This is a genomic window from Paenibacillus tuaregi (assembly GCF_900086655.1).
Lineage (GTDB): Bacteria > Bacillota > Bacilli > Paenibacillales > Paenibacillaceae > Fontibacillus > Fontibacillus tuaregi.
In genome coordinates this window covers 3453896-3469344 of sequence record NZ_LT575476.1, presented here as the reverse complement: position 1 = coordinate 3469344, position 15449 = coordinate 3453896, and the positions used below count along the sequence as shown (strand labels likewise).

14 protein-coding genes are annotated in these 15449 nt (G+C 49.7%); 9 read left to right on the top strand and 5 right to left on the bottom strand.

Annotated features, from left to right (window positions below; translation table 11 throughout):
• Positions 1-46 precede the first annotated feature (46 nt).
• The 5 genes from BN6628_RS15485 (at position 47) to BN6628_RS15465 (ending at position 6698) form a co-directional block, all read left to right on the top strand.
• A complete protein-coding gene (locus BN6628_RS15485; RefSeq protein ID WP_068618927.1) occupies positions 47-664 on the top strand; it encodes an NUDIX hydrolase in 618 nt (205 codons plus the stop codon).
• 337 nt (positions 665-1001) lie between these two features.
• Positions 1002-2189 carry a glucose-1-phosphate adenylyltransferase gene (locus BN6628_RS15480; protein ID WP_068618925.1) on the top strand — a complete coding sequence of 396 codons (1188 nt, stop codon included), beginning with the start codon at positions 1002-1004 and terminating at the stop codon, positions 2187-2189.
• A gap of 19 nt (positions 2190-2208) precedes the next feature.
• On the top strand, positions 2209-3312 hold the full coding sequence (gene glgD / locus BN6628_RS15475; RefSeq protein ID WP_068618923.1) for a glucose-1-phosphate adenylyltransferase subunit GlgD: 1104 nt from the start codon (positions 2209-2211) through the stop codon (positions 3310-3312).
• Positions 3313-3345: 33 nt separating this feature from the next.
• Complete coding sequence (locus BN6628_RS15470) at positions 3346-5790, top strand: glycogen/starch/alpha-glucan phosphorylase (protein ID WP_068618921.1); 2445 nt, start codon at positions 3346-3348, stop codon at positions 5788-5790.
• 485 nt (positions 5791-6275) lie between these two features.
• On the top strand, positions 6276-6698 hold the full coding sequence (locus BN6628_RS15465; protein ID WP_068618919.1) for a DUF6157 family protein: 423 nt from the start codon (positions 6276-6278) through the stop codon (positions 6696-6698).
• Positions 6699-6727: 29 nt separating this feature from the next.
• Here BN6628_RS15465 and BN6628_RS15460 read toward each other — a convergent pair whose 3' ends face one another.
• From BN6628_RS15460 to BN6628_RS15445, 4 genes are all read right to left on the bottom strand, one after another.
• Positions 6728-7624 carry a metal ABC transporter permease gene (locus tag BN6628_RS15460; RefSeq protein WP_068618917.1) on the bottom strand — a complete coding sequence of 299 codons (897 nt, stop codon included), beginning with the start codon at positions 7622-7624 and terminating at the stop codon, positions 6728-6730.
• Entirely contained in the window at positions 7621-8505 is an 885-nt protein-coding gene (locus tag BN6628_RS15455) for a metal ABC transporter permease (protein ID WP_392397664.1), read from the bottom strand. The genes BN6628_RS15460 and BN6628_RS15455 overlap by 4 nt, the downstream gene beginning before the upstream one ends.
• Positions 8506-8586: 81 nt before the next feature.
• The gene (locus tag BN6628_RS15450; protein WP_068618912.1) at positions 8587-9348 is read right to left on the bottom strand and encodes a metal ABC transporter ATP-binding protein; all 762 of its coding nucleotides are present in this window, start codon (positions 9346-9348) and stop codon (positions 8587-8589) included.
• A 30-nt stretch (positions 9349-9378) separates the two neighbouring features.
• Positions 9379-10347 carry a metal ABC transporter solute-binding protein, Zn/Mn family gene (locus tag BN6628_RS15445; RefSeq protein ID WP_068618910.1) on the bottom strand — a complete coding sequence of 323 codons (969 nt, stop codon included), beginning with the start codon at positions 10345-10347 and terminating at the stop codon, positions 9379-9381.
• Positions 10348-10648: 301 nt separating this feature from the next.
• On the opposite strand from BN6628_RS15445, the gene BN6628_RS15440 reads away from it, so the two are divergent.
• Positions 10649-11152, top strand: coding sequence for a GNAT family N-acetyltransferase (locus tag BN6628_RS15440; RefSeq protein WP_068618908.1), 504 nt, complete (start codon positions 10649-10651; stop codon positions 11150-11152).
• A 58-nt stretch (positions 11153-11210) separates the two neighbouring features.
• On the opposite strand, the gene BN6628_RS15435 is transcribed toward BN6628_RS15440, so the two are convergent.
• A complete protein-coding gene (locus BN6628_RS15435) occupies positions 11211-11411 on the bottom strand; it encodes a hypothetical protein (RefSeq protein WP_068618906.1) in 201 nt (66 codons plus the stop codon).
• Positions 11412-11600: 189 nt separating this feature from the next.
• Between BN6628_RS15435 and BN6628_RS15430 the strand changes: the two genes are divergently transcribed.
• Genes BN6628_RS15430 through BN6628_RS15420 form a run of 3 tightly spaced genes read left to right on the top strand, consistent with a single transcriptional unit; the run spans position 11601 to position 15436 of the window.
• Positions 11601-12653, top strand: coding sequence for a FecCD family ABC transporter permease (locus tag BN6628_RS15430; protein WP_068618903.1), 1053 nt, complete (start codon positions 11601-11603; stop codon positions 12651-12653).
• The gene (locus BN6628_RS15425; RefSeq protein ID WP_068618901.1) at positions 12653-13687 is read left to right on the top strand and encodes a FecCD family ABC transporter permease; all 1035 of its coding nucleotides are present in this window, start codon (positions 12653-12655) and stop codon (positions 13685-13687) included. Before BN6628_RS15430 ends, BN6628_RS15425 begins: the two co-directional genes overlap by 1 nt.
• Before the next feature lie 33 nt (positions 13688-13720).
• A complete protein-coding gene (locus BN6628_RS15420) occupies positions 13721-15436 on the top strand; it encodes an ABC transporter ATP-binding protein (protein WP_068618899.1) in 1716 nt (571 codons plus the stop codon).
• The last annotated feature ends 13 nt before the right edge of the window (positions 15437-15449 follow it).

Genomic DNA, 15449 nt, shown 5'->3' with positions numbered 1-15449 from the left:
CTGTCTGGTGCTGTATAATTGTGGAAAATGGACTAGGAGGTTTCTTATGGATTTAAGATGGCTTGAGTGGGCGAAGCAGATCCAGGCAATCAGTCAAAATGGACTGGCCTATTCCAAAGATATTTACGATCTGGAGCGGTTTGAACAATTAAGAGAGTTAAGCATTGAGATTTTAAATGAATACTCAGACGTAGAGCCAGCCGTAATTAGGGAGCTGTTCGCATCTGAAACCGGGTATGCAACGCCCAAGGTGGATATCCGTGGGGTCATCGTGAAAGAAGATCAGGTGCTATTAGTACGCGAGAAGACCGATGGGGGCTGGGCTCTGCCGGGAGGCTGGGCGGATATTGGTCTATCCCCGAAGGAAATCGTTGTTAAGGAAGTGGAAGAAGAGGCGGGACTGAAGGTTGCACCTGTCCGGCTGCTTGGTGTACTGGATAAGAAATTTCATCACCATCCGCCATCACCATACCATGTCTACAAAATATTTATATTATGTGAGGCGGTTAGTGGGGAAGCAGCATCAGGAATCGAAACGTCGGAAGTGGGTTACTTTGCGGAGGACCAGCTTCCAGAGCTGTCACTCGAGAGAAATACACCGGAGCAAATCAGACGCTTGCTTCAAATGGTAAGAAACCAAGAGACCGAGTCTTTATTGGACTAGAGCTCGAATCGGGTATGTCGTTATAGTTGCTTGTTCATACAAAGGTGTGCCCTATAATTTGTGAGTATAACCAGTTATTTAAGCTCTATTAGGTACCTAGCTGGATTATCAGAAGCGGATCTTGTTTATATATATCTTGAATAGGAGTACTTACTCGCCCCCGAGCTAAGTGATTCCGGTAAGGTTAATCTGTTCTATTGTTTGTGAGGCGGATTAACCTTTTATTTATATTAATCTTCTGAAAGAGGCCTAAGAAACGGCTCCAGGAGCATATTCATATTCTTATAACCGTTGCCGGAAGTCTGGACCGGACCCGGATTGTAGAGGAGGCTATTGTATGAACAAGAAAGAAGTGGTTGCCATGCTTCTGGCCGGCGGGCAGGGCAAAAGACTCAAAGGGCTCACCAAGACCCTGGCGAAACCTGCTGTCTATTTCGGCGGAACATACAGAATTATTGATTTCCCTCTAAGTAATTGTTCGAACTCAGGCATTGATACGGTGGGTGTACTCACCCAGTATGAGCCATTAGTGCTTCACTCGTATATTGGGGTGGGCAGTGATTGGGATATGGAACGAAAAGACGGCGGCGTATTTGTTCTTCCTCCCCATGAACGTGAAGATGGCAGCAGTTGGTATAGAGGCACCGCAGATGCTATTTTCCGGAATCTGAAATTTATTGAACAATACAATCCCGAGCACGTGCTGATTCTATCCGGTGATCATATTTATAAGATGGACTATGACGCCATGCTGGAGTACCACAAGGCTAAGAATGCGGACTGCACCATTTCGGTGATCAATGTCACCACGGAGGAAGCCAGCAGGTTCGGCATTTTGAATACAAACGAAGATCTGAGCATTTATGAGTTTGAGGAGAAACCGAAGCACCCGAAGAGCACGCTTGCATCCATGGGAATATACTTATTCAAATGGGATGTGCTGAAGAAGCATCTCTACGAGGATGAACGGAATCCGGAATCCTCCTTTGATTTTGGCAAAGATATTATTCCGCTGATGTTAAGCAACGGCAAGGTTCTCTATGCTTATCCTTTTGAAGGCTACTGGAGAGATGTCGGTACCGTACAAAGCTTATGGCAGAGCAATATGGATCTCTTGTCTGATGAGCCTCCTCTTGATCTGAACGATCCCTCTTGGCGAATTTATACCCGAAGCCCGAACCAGCCCGCCCAGTATATTGCACCGGAGGCCGAGGTCTCCAATAGTATGATCAATGAAGGATGTGTTGTACACGGCTTGGTGGACCATTCGGTTCTGTTCTACGGGGTGGAGGTCGGAACGGGCAGTGTGATTACGGACTCCGTCATTATGCCTAATGTGAAGATCGGGAACAACGTCCGGATACACAAGGCGATTATTAATGAGAATCTGGTTATCCCGGAGGGTACTGTTCTTGAGCCGAACCCCAAAGATTCCGATGAGATTCTGTTGATTACGAGCGAAGAATTAGGCACAGCCGGTTTAGCAGACGACCAAAAAACTCCAATCCCAATAAATCATTTATAATAAAGGCGGTGTTCTAGGCATGTCAGAATTAATGGGCGTTATCAATCTTGATCATGAGCTGGATCTATTAAACGAGCTGACGTATTTCCGCTGCGGCGCCGCAGTTCCATTTGCCGGAAGATACCGTCTAATTGATTTCGTGCTGTCGAATATGGTGAATGCGGAAATGCAGGATATCGCCGTATTTGTCCGGCGCAAATACCGTTCCCTGATGGATCACTTGGGTGAAGGCAGACCTTGGGGATTGGACCGCAAGAGAGGTGGCCTATTCGTTCTGCCTCCTGACTGGAACGATGCCTCCGATACCTCCCACGGCGATTTGCAGCATATACGCAACAATATGGATTTCTTCAAGCGGGGGAAGGCGAAGTACATTCTGCACTCAGGAAGTCAGCATATCAGCAAGGTGGATTTCTGCGATGCCTATGATTATCACCGCAAGATGGGGGCCGATGTGACGCTGATTTATACAAAGGTAGATCAGCTTGAGCCGGAGCATGATCCGTGTCTGAGACTTGAAGTGGATGGTCAAGGCTACGTAACCAATATACATCACGAGAAAGACCATCCCAACGTGTATATGGAAATGTTCATTATGGAGAAGCAGTTTTTTCTCGAGCAGGTCAGATACTGCATCGCCCATGGAGACAGCTATTTTTTCAGGGATGCGATTCAACGTAACCATAAGCAGCTTAAGATCGCCGCTTATGAGTATAAGGGTTATCATGCGGTAATTAACTCGGTCGAAAGCTACTATAAGAACAGTATTGAGCTTCTGTGCCCGGAAAATTACACAAGTCTATTCAAAGAACGCCCTGTAAATACGAAAATAAAATATGAGGCACCTACAAAATACCTCGACAGCGCGGCTGTTAACAATTCGCTGGTCGCTAACGGATGTGTCATTGAGGGAACTGTGGAGAACAGCATTCTCTTTAGAGGGGTTAAGGTGCACAAGGGTGCGAGAATTACTAACTCCATTGTGATGCAGAAGTGTGAGATTGGCGAGAACGCCGTAATCGAGAACGTGATTCTGGATAAGGACGTGAATCTTCCGCCTGACCGTATGCTGGTCGGAGATGTGAGGAGACCGTTTGTTATAGCCAAGAGCAGCACACTTTAATTACTTACAGAGTGCCCGACAGGAGGATTTATTTTGTTCACCGATAAGGAAAGCTTTAAGCAGGTATTCAGTGACAGTCTAATTGGAGAATTGGGGACACCACTTGAAGAAGCGACGAGCTCCGACGTATATAAGGTACTTAGCGGATTAATCCGTGAGTATGCAGGCAAGGATTGGGCGGCAACGAACCGCCAATATAAGCAGCGGGGAGAGAAGCAGGTTTACTATTTTTCCATGGAGTTTCTAATTGGACGCCTCTTGGGAAACAATCTGCTGAACCTTGGAATTCTGGACATCGTCCGTGATGGCCTTCAGGAGCTGGGCTGGAGTCTTGAAGAAATTGAGGAGCAGGAGGCCGACGCCGGGCTGGGGAACGGGGGGCTGGGCCGTCTGGCCGCCTGCTTCATGGATTCCCTGGCTTCGCTGCAATATGCGGGTCATGGATGCGGCATTCGTTACAAATACGGATTGTTCGAACAGAAGATCATTGATGGGGAGCAGGTGGAGCTTCCGGATTATTGGCTGCAGAAAGGAAACGAGTGGGAAGTCAGACGCGCGGACAAGACTGTTGAAGTCCGTTTCTGGGGCCGGGTGGAAGCGCATGAAGAGAATGGCCGTTGGATATTCGAGACACACGATTACGAATCTGTATTGGCCGTACCTTACGACGTGCCTGTGATCGGGGCCGGACACCATCATGTCAATACACTGCGGCTCTGGAGTGCGGAGTCTGCCATGCTCGGCAGCAGCAGGGGAATGGCTTCCAAGCACTATGATTATTATAAATTTCTGAACTATAACCGCTCAGTTGAACAAATCTCGGAATTCCTGTACCCGGATGACTCCCAGTATGAAGGCAAGCTGCTTAGATTGAAGCAGCAGTATTTTCTTTGCTCGGCTGGACTTCAGAGTATACTGAGAACCTTTGAGAAGCTCGGTCTTCCTTACGATCGGCTGCCTGAGAAAGTGTCCCTGCATATTAATGACACACATCCCACGCTGATTATTCCGGAGCTGATGCGCATCTTGGTGGATCAGAAAGGCTATGGCTGGGAACAGGCATGGGATATTACCGTACGGACGGTATCCTACACGAACCATACGACGCTGAGCGAAGCTCTGGAAAAGTGGCCAACAACCATGGTCAGAGAACTGCTGCCCCGTATCTATATGATTATTGAAGAAATCAACCGGCGTTTCTGCCTGATGCTGCATGAACAGAATCCGGACGATCAGGAACGGATTGACCGTCTTGCCATAATTGGTGGAGACCAGGTCAGAATGGCCCATCTTGCCATCGCGGGAAGCCATAGTGTGAATGGGGTTGCGGCTCTTCATACCGACATTCTGAAGAAAAGGGAAATGAGGTTATTCTATGAGCTGTATCCAGACCGGTTCAATAATAAAACGAACGGAATCACACACCGCCGCTGGCTGATGCATGCGAATCCGGGACTTGCTGAGCTGGTTACGGAGTCTGTTGGCAGCCGATGGATTAGGGAGCCGCGTGAGCTGATCCAAATCGAGAAATACCGGAATGACTCCGGCTTCCAGGATAGAATCCACCTGATCAAGCATCAGAATAAACTTAAGCTGGCGGCATATATTGAAGAGAAAAACGGAATTCGCGTGGACTCGAATTCGATCTTCGATGTTCAAGTGAAGCGTCTGCATGGTTACAAGAGGCAGCTGATGAATATTTTTCATATTATGCACTTATATAATCAGCTTAAGCTGAACCCTAACTATGATCTGGTTCCACGAACATTTATATTTGGAGCCAAAGCCGCACCAAGTTATTATCTGGCCAAGCGGATCATTAAGCTGATTAATACCGTGGCCGATACCGTTAACCGGGACCCTGATGTTCGAGATAAGCTGAAGGTGGTATTCTTGGAGAATTATTCGGTATCCTTGGCCGAGAAGATTATTCCGGCGGCAGATATCAGTGAACAGATCTCCACTGCTTCCAAGGAAGCATCCGGTACAGGGAATATGAAGTTTATGATGAACGGGGCTGTAACGATTGGCACGCTGGACGGAGCCAATGTGGAGATGCATGAAATGCTTGGGGATGATAATATGTTCATCTTTGGCCTCCATTCGGATCAAGTGCTCAATTATTATCAGTATGGTGGGTATGACGCCAGAGGCATTTATTTGAGTGATGAGCGTATTCACAGGGTATTGGACCAACTGGTGGATGAAGGTCCTTTCTGCACATCACCAAGAGAATTTGAGACCTTGTATGATTCTATTCTGAATCATAATGATGAATACTTTGTGCTTAAGGATTTCGCCCCTTATGCCGAAGCTCACCAGAGAATAGATGCTGCTTACAGGAATCCGAGGGAGTGGCTCAGCAAATCAATTATGAATATTGCCCACTCCGGCAAATTCTCCAGCGATTGTACGATAGAACAGTACGCGTCAGAAATCTGGAGAATCAACCCGGTTCACGAGTTGACCTTGAACTGATTCATTATATTTATAGAAAGGGGCTGTCCCTAAAGTCATTTTACTTAGGGAGGCCCCTTTGTCTGTTCTAAGGACGCTGCGGAACGAAGATTTCCTCCAATCGCTGTTGTCCCCGAATATCCTGAACTCCTTCTTAAAGGAAGATATATCGGGGACAAAGGCGACCGCTACCGCTTTTCCAGAAATGCTTCGTTCTCTCCGCTGCTTCGTGCGTCCCCAATAGAAACACAAAAAGAAACCGTTAAGTCATCATTTACGTCTATACATAGCGGATTGCTCCTCTCGGCAGATTGCCAAAGCCGTTCGTGAAAGGTCATGTCATGTAGTTCGCCCGCAGACAACGAGCGGATTTTCTGCCCTTGACCACTTTCGTTTCTGAGCGGGTGTAAGACACCCTCGAGACGGTCTTTACCCCCGCTTGCAAAAGTGCGGACTGGTATATAATAGGGTAAGTACCAATTCGGAAAAGAAAGGTTGGATGGAGCATGAGCTATACAAATACGTTCATTTATATAGCGGAAGACTGTCCGGTTGAAACAAGTGTAGTTCCGGTCTCAGGCAGGGCGAAGAAGACGGCTTATGAGATTGAGTACGAGCTTTTGTCAAAAAACCCTTATAAGTTCACTGAAGAGGATTTGCTCTACGAAATTCATATCCGTCATAAAGAGCTGCCTGAAGATTATGTAAGCAGTCATGCGGATGAAATTCGTGCTGAGCTGTTCAAGAAGCCGCATGCGTGCCTAAGAGCCTCCCAGCTGCCGAAGAAATACGGGTGGGGTATCCACTATGATGAGCAGGGCAGGATTGCAATATATGGAATGGAGACAGAGCAATACCGCGAGTTCACCCAACCAGGGGAAGGCAAGCCGTCCCTGCTCCCAGCTATGCGATCCAAGCGGGCCAAATGACTGGGCAGGGCAGGGGCTGACCGAACTTGTTAGACAAAAGGCTCGGCTGCTGCATCAGCTAGTATTCTTCGCTGCTTCCATTTGCGAAGAAGCACGCCATGCCGAGGGGAGAAGAGAAGGGCTATCACAAACAGGAACCCAGCGGTGCTGACCATGCTCCCAGCAATGGATGCATCCAGAAACTGGGCAGCATAATAGCCGGCAGCCGAGCTTATACACCCAATGACCACACTGTAGATCATCATCCGCCCAAGCCTGTCGGTCAGAAGATAAGCCGTTGCAGGTGGGACAACCAGCATGCCGACGACAAGTATGGCGCCCACGCTTTCAAAGGAGGCCACAGTGGTGACGGAGACCAGGCTCATTAAAAGGTAGTGGAACAGCGCCACAGGAATGCCAACCGCCGCTGCAAATGTCGGGTCGAAGGATGTAAGTTTGAACTGTTTGTAGAAGATGCCAATGAGTGCCACGCTTAACAGCAAGGCAAGCCCAATTCCCCAGACCGCTTTCGGACCCATGTCCAAACTGCCAAGTTGTAGGGTATTCCACGGAATATAAGCAATTTCCCCATAAAGCACACAGTCCAAATCCAGATCAATATCCCTTGTGTAGACGCTTACCAATATAATGCCGATGGCGAAGAGTGCTGTGAACACAACTCCGATGGAGGCATCCGACTGCAATCCGCTTTGATGGATGAGCTGGATCAGCAGGACGGTGACCAGACCTATGCCTGCGGCCCCCAGCAGCATGAACAACGAATCCCTCGATCCGCTGACCAGAAATGCGATTACAATCCCAGGCAGCACAGAGTGACTGATTGCATCCCCGATCATGGCCATTTTACGAAGAACCAGGAAGCAGCCCACAATCCCACACGCACTGGCTACAAGCGCGCCTGTAACAATAATCCATAAATCGCTCATAGGGCTTTCTCCTTCCGCTCCAGCTCGTACCCTGCTGTGGACGCAAGCTGTTGGGTGTATCTTCGCCTGGCGGTTCTGTGGATGAGCAGCTTCGATACTAGTCCTCTTCCCGGTGCAAAACCTAAGGAGACTAGGAATACGGCAGTAGAAGCAAGCACCGTTAACGGACCTGTAGGCAGGTTGCTGCCATTAGCGCTGATGAAGGTGCCTGCCATACCGCTGAGTGCCCCGAATAGACCGGCGAGTACCACCATAACACCGAGCTTCTCGGTCCAGTATCTTGCCGATACGGCAGGGGTAATCAGAAGAGCCGCCATTAATACGATGCCAACGGCCTGAATGCCGACCACCACCACAACGACCATAAGGAACATCATGAGCTGGTCCAGGAAGGCCACGGGGTAACCCAGTCCACGGGCGAACCCCGGATCGAAGCTGAGCAGCTTAAATTCCTTATACAGCAGGGTGCATATCCCTGCGAGCAGCAGGGAAGTTACTGACATGACCATGACATCATCCCCAACCAAGGAGGCAGCCTGACCGAATAGGAATTTATCTAGTCCACTCTGATTGCTGTTCCCGCTGTGTTGAATATGGGTCAGGAGGACCGTGCCTAAACCAAAGAATACCGAGAGTACGATGGCGAGTGCGCTATCCTGCTTAATCCGCGTATGTCTGGTAATGTACCCGATGCCGAAGGTAGCGATGAAGCCTGCGGCTGCCGCACCAATCAGGAACAACCCTATGGACTTGGAGCCGCTCAGCATGAATGCGATGCACACCCCCGGCAGTGCGGCGTGGGCTAGGGCGTCCCCCATAAGCGATTGTTTGCGCAGGTAGGAGAAGCTGCCTATGATTCCGCTGCTGAACCCGAGCAGCATGCATCCGAGGAGAATCCACCTGGCATTTGGGTCTAGAAAAATAATGAACCAATCGGGCACCTTGTTCATCCTCCTTGCTTCTTAAGTTTGGTTAATTAATTCGCTATGCGCGTCCCGCTCAAGAATGGCCAATCGCCCGCCATAAGTACGCTGCAGATTGTCAGCGGTAAATGTGCTGTCCACAGATCCAGAGGCGACAAGCTGCACATTCAGCAGAACAACCCAATCGAAATATTCCTTTACCGTGTTCAAGTCATGGTGAACCACAAGCACGGTCTTGCCCTGTTGCTTAAGTTCATTTAGCAGGGTGATGATCGCTTTCTCCGTGGCGGCATCTACCCCGACAAAAGGCTCATCCATAAAATACAGGCTGGCATCCTGGGCCAGAGCCCGCGCCAGAAATACCCGCTGCTGCTGACCACCGGACAGCTGGCTGATCTGCCGGCCGGCATAATCGGACATGCCGACCTTGGCAAGGCACTCCATGGCCATCCGCCTTTCCTGCCCACCTGGACGCCGGAACCAGCCTAAATGGCCGTACCGGCCCATCATGACCACATCCAGCGCGCTTGTGGGAAAGTCCCAGTCAATCGATTCCCGTTGGGGAACGTATCCGATAATCTTGCGCTGCTGAGCATAGGGCTTCCCATAGATGGTCACGTCACCCGACAGGCGGGGAATAAGACCCAGCACAGCTTTGATCAACGTGGATTTACCTGCCCCGTTCGGACCGATAATTCCGATCAGGCTGCCTTCAGGTGCGGTGAAGCTGATGTCCCGGAGCACCGGTTTCTTCTGATAAGCAGCCGACAGGCCGCGAATTTCAAGCGGACTATGATTCATTGTTGGAACCCTCCTTACTATAAAAGAAGATTATTTTAATGCGCTGACCATGGTCTCCACATTATGTCTGACCATGCCAATATACGTTCCTTCCGGGGAACCTTCTTTACCCATGGCGTCGGAGAACAGCTCTCCGCCGATCTTAATCTCATGTCCTTTTTCCCTGGCCCCTTGAATTACGGCATCGATCGCCTTGCGGGGCACGCTGGATTCGATGAATACAGCTTTAATTTTGTTCTCCACCAGGAAGTCCCTTAGGTCGGTTACATCTTTGGTGCCGGCTTCGGAAGCGGTGCTGATTCCTTGTAGCCCCATCACCTTAAGATGATAGGCGTCCCCGAAATAACCGAATGCGTCATGAGCAGTTACTAAAACCCGGCTTGACTCAGGAATTGTGCTGATTTTTTCGCTTATCTCTTTGTGAAGCGCATTCAGCTCGCTTAAATAGCGGTCAGCGTTCTTTTTGTAATCCTCTGCATGGGTCTGATCCTTCTGAATCAGCGTGTCCCGCACCGTACCAGCCGCTTTCATCCATAGACTGACATCAAACCAGATGTGGGGATCATACTCGGTGTTCATGAGCGCGCCAGATCGGAGCAGTGACCGGTCAATGGGATCAGACACGGCCACTGTGGTTTTCTTCTTTGCCATGTTTTCAAAGATTTCAACCATTTTTCCTTCCAGATGAAGTCCGTTGTATAGAATGATGTCAGCCTGATCAAGCTTGCGGATATCGCCTTGGGAAGCTTTGTAGAGATGCGGGTCCACGCCAGCGGACATTAGACCGGTAACCTGCACATGCGGGCCACCAATTTCCTTCGCAAGATCCGCTATCATACCGGTGGTGGCGGTGATTTTCAGCTTCCTGGTATCCGGCGAAGAGGAAGCGGAGTCCTTGCCGCAGCCTGAGACAAGAGCAGTCAGACTGATCAGCAGCGCCAGGGCTATGAGTTTGGGCCCGGCAGATCTCTTTTGGCGTGGGGAAGTAGATTTGTTCATTTTGTTCTTCATCTCCTTTGGATTTAAAGTAACTAGGTAGCCAAGCAGGTTTCCTATCTGCATATATGTTTCCTTAAGGAAACATTAAGGGCAAAAAAACACGTATGTATTTTGTTACAACCACAATATTAGCATACAGCAATAATTATGCGTGTACAACAAAATTTTTCCTTAGGGCAAAAAAGATTTCCTGTAATCCCCATATCACACACGGTTTGCGCTCTTTACCATCCACAATATCAAGGTATAATAATTTTATTGAACGAGGCTTCTTTCAAAATAACCTTACCGGAGGCGCATCATGTCTACAGCTTCATATTCAATAGAAGATGCTCAATTAAGCGATCTTGTACGGATCGTGGAAATCTATAATTCAACGGTTGCCGGCAGACAGGTTACCGCGGATCTGGACCCGGTCACCGTGGAAAGCCGGGTTCCGTGGTTCCATGAGCATTCTCCGGATTTTCGGCCGCTTTGGGTGCTTCGAATTCATGGGGAGACTGCGGCCTGGCTCAGCTTTCAATCGTTTTATGGCCGGCCTGCCTATAACGGTACAGCTGAAATCAGCATATATATTGCTGAAGAGTACCGGGGGCAGGGAATTGGGAAAATCCTGATTCAGAAGGCGATTGAGGAATCCCCCCGATTGTCCTTGTCCCGCCTTGTCGGGTTTGTTTTTGCCCACAACGAGCCAAGCCTGGCTCTCTTGAAGAAGTTCGGATTTGAACAGTGGGGGCATTTGCCTGAGGTGGCGAATTTGGATGGAGTGTTGAGGGATCTGGTCATTATCGGAAGAAAGATTTAATAGCTTTGAGAGAGCGAGAGCAGCCATTCAGTCCTGAACAGGCTGCTCTTTAATTCGGTCAGCAATCGTAACCGCAGTGTTCTACTCTTCTCTTGACCACATAATGATGGATTGGAACCGGTACAAGGTGAATGCGCTCTACCACTTCAATCTCATGAAGTACCGGTACGGGTTTAGGCTGATACACATCTTCATAGATCACCTTGCGGTCTCCTGCGATCGGTTTTGGACCTTGACAGTTGGAAGGTTGCAATGCCATTGTTGAACAACTCCTCTCCCTGGGATAATACACATCATATTATCCATAAGTCCAATTTGTATGGACGTTTGTAAGGGTTATCCCAGATAAATTGTTGACTATGAGAATCATTATCAATAAAATGAACTGTAGACTTTATAAGCTGCCAGCGTTGTGCACGACAGCAAGTTCTTGCATACGCTAAAAGGAATGATAGAATTGTCAATTTCAGCAAAAGATTCGGCTTTATCCGAGCTGCAGAAGAACAGCCGGCCTTGGATCGCAGGCATGGTCCTGCTCGGAGGACTGGCTGCTCTCACGGTGTTAACCTTTGTGTCGATCGCAACCGGCTCAGTACATATTCCACTGGAGACCGTCTGGCAGGCGGTTACCCATTTCAACCCGGAATCGCAGCTTCACCAAGTTATCCGTGAACTGAGGATTCCCCGGGCAATGACAGGCATCCTGGTTGGGGCTTCATTAGCTGTGGCAGGCGCCTTAATGCAGGGGATGACCCGCAACCCGCTTGCGGATTCCGGACTTCTGGGGCTCAATGCGGGTGCCGGCTTTGCGATTGCCCTAATTTTTGCTTTTGTTCCAACCCTGCATTCAGCAGGGCTTCTATTCTGTTCCTTTGCCGGGGCAGCTGCCGCTGGCGGAATGGTGTATGGGATCGGAGCGATGGCAAAAGGGGGATTAACCCCATTCCACCTGACTATGGCAGGAGCAGCTGTCAGCGCGTTGTTTGTCGCCTTAAGCACAGGCATTGCTGTATATTTCAATATTGGACTGGAGCTTTCTTTCTGGTATGCGGGGGGACTTGGGGGAGTGAAATGGACCCAGCTTGACATGATGTATCCATGGTCCATTGCGGCTCTGATCGCTGCGCTGCTTCTTTCACGCCAGATCACACTCCTGAATTTGGGAGATGAAGTCGCCTCAGGGCTTGGCCTGCGGACAGGGTGGGTGAGGGCGGCGGCCCTGCTCATCGTGATGGTTCTAGCGGGAGCCAGCGTTGCTGTAGCCGGTATGATCGCCTTCGTCGGTTTGGTGGTTCCTCATGTAGCCAGAGGTCTTGTGGGAGTGGATTATCGATGGATCATTCCTTGCTCGGCTGTGCTTGGCAGCCTTCTTGTGATCACTGCAGATGTTGCCGGCCAGTGGATAAATCCGGCTTATGAGACTCCGCTTGGTGCTGTGATCGCCCTCATCGGCGTCCCTTTCTTCTTCTATTATATCCGGCGGTCAGGAAGGGGATTGTGATGAAGAAGATGATGCTGTCTCAGGGAGAGACACGCAGGCATACCCGGGCCATGTGGGTGATGGCTGTTTTTGCAGTATTAATTGCAGTGATGTTTCTGATCAGTATGAATTTAGGCCAGATCCGGCTTACGCCAGCGGAAGTATTCCGTACTGTAGCCGGGCACGGAACGGCCAAGCAGGAATTGATTCTGTTTGAATTCCGATTACCAGAGATTATTATTTCCATTCTGGTGGGAGCCGGGCTTGCGCTTTCTGGCTGCCTGCTTCAAGGGGTTACAGGGAATGCCTTGGCAGAACCGGGGATCCTTGGGATCAATTCCGGTGCCGGATTAGCTGTACTCGTTTTTGTTTATTTTTATCCCGAGGAGCTGCTTGGTTCTGTCTATCTGATGCCGGTCTTGGCACTAGCGGGTGCTGCGGCTGCGGCCGTGCTCATCTATTCTCTTGCCTATAAAAAGGGGCAGGGGATGTCCGCCATGCGTCTTGTCCTTGGCGGAATCGGCACGGCTGCCGGAATCAACGCCCTTACGCTGGTGCTGTCACTGCGGTTAGATCCGCAGAGCCACCAGTTGATTTACACCTGGCTGGCCGGAAGCATCCGCGGCACGGATTGGACCTATGTTGCAGCGTTCCTGCCTTGGCTCATAATTCTTATCCCTTATGCGTTATATCAGGCTAGAGTGCTCAACATTCTGACGCTGGGCGATTCTTCTGCCATGGGACTCGGCACCTCTATAAACCGGGCACGCTTTCGGATTATGGCGCTTGCGGTTGCCCTTGCAGGGGCTTGTGTTGCTGTGGGAGGCGCCATTTCATTTGTAGGGTTAATATGCCCGCATCTGGCCCGGCGGCTGGTTGGTCCCAAGCATCAGCTGCTCATTCCCGCATCCATGCTGTGCGGAGCCCTGCTTATGCTTGTGGCCGATGCTGTGACCCGGGGGATCGCCGGCTCCGCGTCTTTACCGGTAGGTGTCGTCGTTGCGGTTATCGGTGCACCCTATTTTCTATATTTGCTGGCCAAATCAAGATCATAGACACTCCAATTTTCCAGGAAAAGAGTGGTGGACTTGCTCCGTCGATTTTTCAGCTATTACAGGCCTTACAAAGGTCTGTTTCTTATTGATTTCTGCTCAGCTATTGTGGCGGCTCTTCTGGAGCTCGGCTTTCCTATCGCAGTCAATTACGTGGTGGACAAGCTTCTTCCCAAAGGGGACTGGTCCCTCATCGTCATGGCTTGCAGTGCACTCCTGATTATATATGTTCTAAATTCGTGGCTCCAGTTTGTGGTGACCTATTGGGGACATAAGCTGGGGATCAACATTGAGACCGATATGCGCAAAAAGCTGTTTGAGCATCTTCAGAAGCTGAGCTTCCGCTTCTTCGACAATCATAAGACCGGCCATCTGCTGTCACGTTTCACAAATGATTTGTTCGAGATTGGGGAGGTTGCCCACCATGGCCCGGAGGATCTGGTTATCGCCATCATGACTTTGGTTGGAGCATTCCTGCTTATGCTGTCGATCAATTGGAAGCTGGCTGTGCTTACGTTTATCATCGTTCCAGTGATCCTCTGGCTGGCGCTATACTTCAACCGGAAGATGACCAGTGCTTTCCGCAGAATGTATACGGATATTGCTGACTTTAATGCCCGTTTGGAGGACAATGTGGGCGGAATCCGCGTAGTCCAAGCCTTTTCGAACGAGCAGCATGAGAAAGAGCTTTTTGCCATTAATAATCAGAGATTTCGTCTAACTAAGATTTTGTCTTACAAAATCATGGCTTTTAACACGTCCCTCAGTTATATGCTGATGCGGCTGGTATCGCTGTTTGTGATGATTTGCGGCGCTTGGTTTGTTATTCGCCATGAGCTGACTTACGGTGAGTTTATTGGATTCCTGCTGCTGTCCAACGTGTTCTTCCGGCCAATCGAGAAGATTAATGCGGTGATTGAGACCTATCCCAAGGGAATTGCCGGTTTCAAACGGTTCATCGAGATTATGGATACTGAACCGGATGTCCAGGATTCACCGGGAGCACGGGAGGTCAGCCATCTTAGAGGGGATATCGTTTATAGAGATGTTGTTTTCGGATATGAGGATAAGGAACCAGTGCTAAATAAAGTTAGCCTTTCAATCCGAGCTGGGGAGACTGTAGCTTTCGTAGGCCCTTCGGGTGCCGGCAAAACAACGCTCTGCAGCCTGCTGCCCAGATTCTATGAAGTTCAAGGAGGCTCAATATCCATTGATGGCACAGACATCAGGGATATGACCCTCTCATCCTTGCGCAGACAGATTGGAATTGTTCAGCAGGATGTGTTCCTGTTCTCCGGCTCCATCCGGGAGAATATTGAATATGGGCGGCTCGGTGCCTCTGAAGATGAAATATGGAGAGCGGCAAGGCACGCACGTCTGGATGATTTCATCCGGTCTCAGCCAGATGGCATGGATACGGTTATCGGAGAGCGGGGAGTTAAGCTGTCTGGAGGACAGAAGCAGCGGTTGTCCATTGCCAGAATGTTCTTGAAGAACCCGCCAATACTTATCTTGGATGAAGCAACATCCGCTCTGGGCACGGAGACGGAGGCGGCTATTCAGCAATCCCTGTCTGAGCTGTCTGCTGGACGGACCACACTTGTTATTGCGCACAGGCTCGCCACGATTAAGAATGCGGACCGTATTGTGGTGGTGACGGAGTCGGGCATTTCCGAGCAAGGGGCTCATGACGATCTGGTTGCGGCCGGGGGGATTTACAGCAGACTGCATCAGGCGCAGTTTGGATCATAGCGGAAACGATATG

Coding starts and splice junctions, on each gene's coding strand:
- BN6628_RS15455 (WP_392397664.1), bottom strand. CDS start 8,505: ATGCTGCTCGGGTTCAGCAGCGGAATCATAGGCAGCTTCTCCTACCTG.
- BN6628_RS15425 (WP_068618901.1), top strand. CDS start 12,653: ATGAAGAAGATGATGCTGTCTCAGGGAGAGACACGCAGGCATACCCGG.
- BN6628_RS15450 (WP_068618912.1), bottom strand. CDS start 9,348: ATGAATCATAGTCCGCTTGAAATTCGCGGCCTGTCGGCTGCTTATCAG.
- BN6628_RS15435 (WP_068618906.1), bottom strand. CDS start 11,411: ATGGCATTGCAACCTTCCAACTGTCAAGGTCCAAAACCGATCGCAGGA.
- BN6628_RS15480 (WP_068618925.1), top strand. CDS start 1,002: ATGAACAAGAAAGAAGTGGTTGCCATGCTTCTGGCCGGCGGGCAGGGC.
- BN6628_RS15485 (WP_068618927.1), top strand. CDS start 47: ATGGATTTAAGATGGCTTGAGTGGGCGAAGCAGATCCAGGCAATCAGT.
- BN6628_RS15465 (WP_068618919.1), top strand. CDS start 6,276: ATGAGCTATACAAATACGTTCATTTATATAGCGGAAGACTGTCCGGTT.
- BN6628_RS15430 (WP_068618903.1), top strand. CDS start 11,601: ATGATAGAATTGTCAATTTCAGCAAAAGATTCGGCTTTATCCGAGCTG.
- BN6628_RS15440 (WP_068618908.1), top strand. CDS start 10,649: ATGTCTACAGCTTCATATTCAATAGAAGATGCTCAATTAAGCGATCTT.
- glgD (WP_068618923.1), top strand. CDS start 2,209: ATGTCAGAATTAATGGGCGTTATCAATCTTGATCATGAGCTGGATCTA.
- BN6628_RS15460 (WP_068618917.1), bottom strand. CDS start 7,624: ATGAGCGATTTATGGATTATTGTTACAGGCGCGCTTGTAGCCAGTGCG.
- BN6628_RS15445 (WP_068618910.1), bottom strand. CDS start 10,347: ATGAACAAATCTACTTCCCCACGCCAAAAGAGATCTGCCGGGCCCAAA.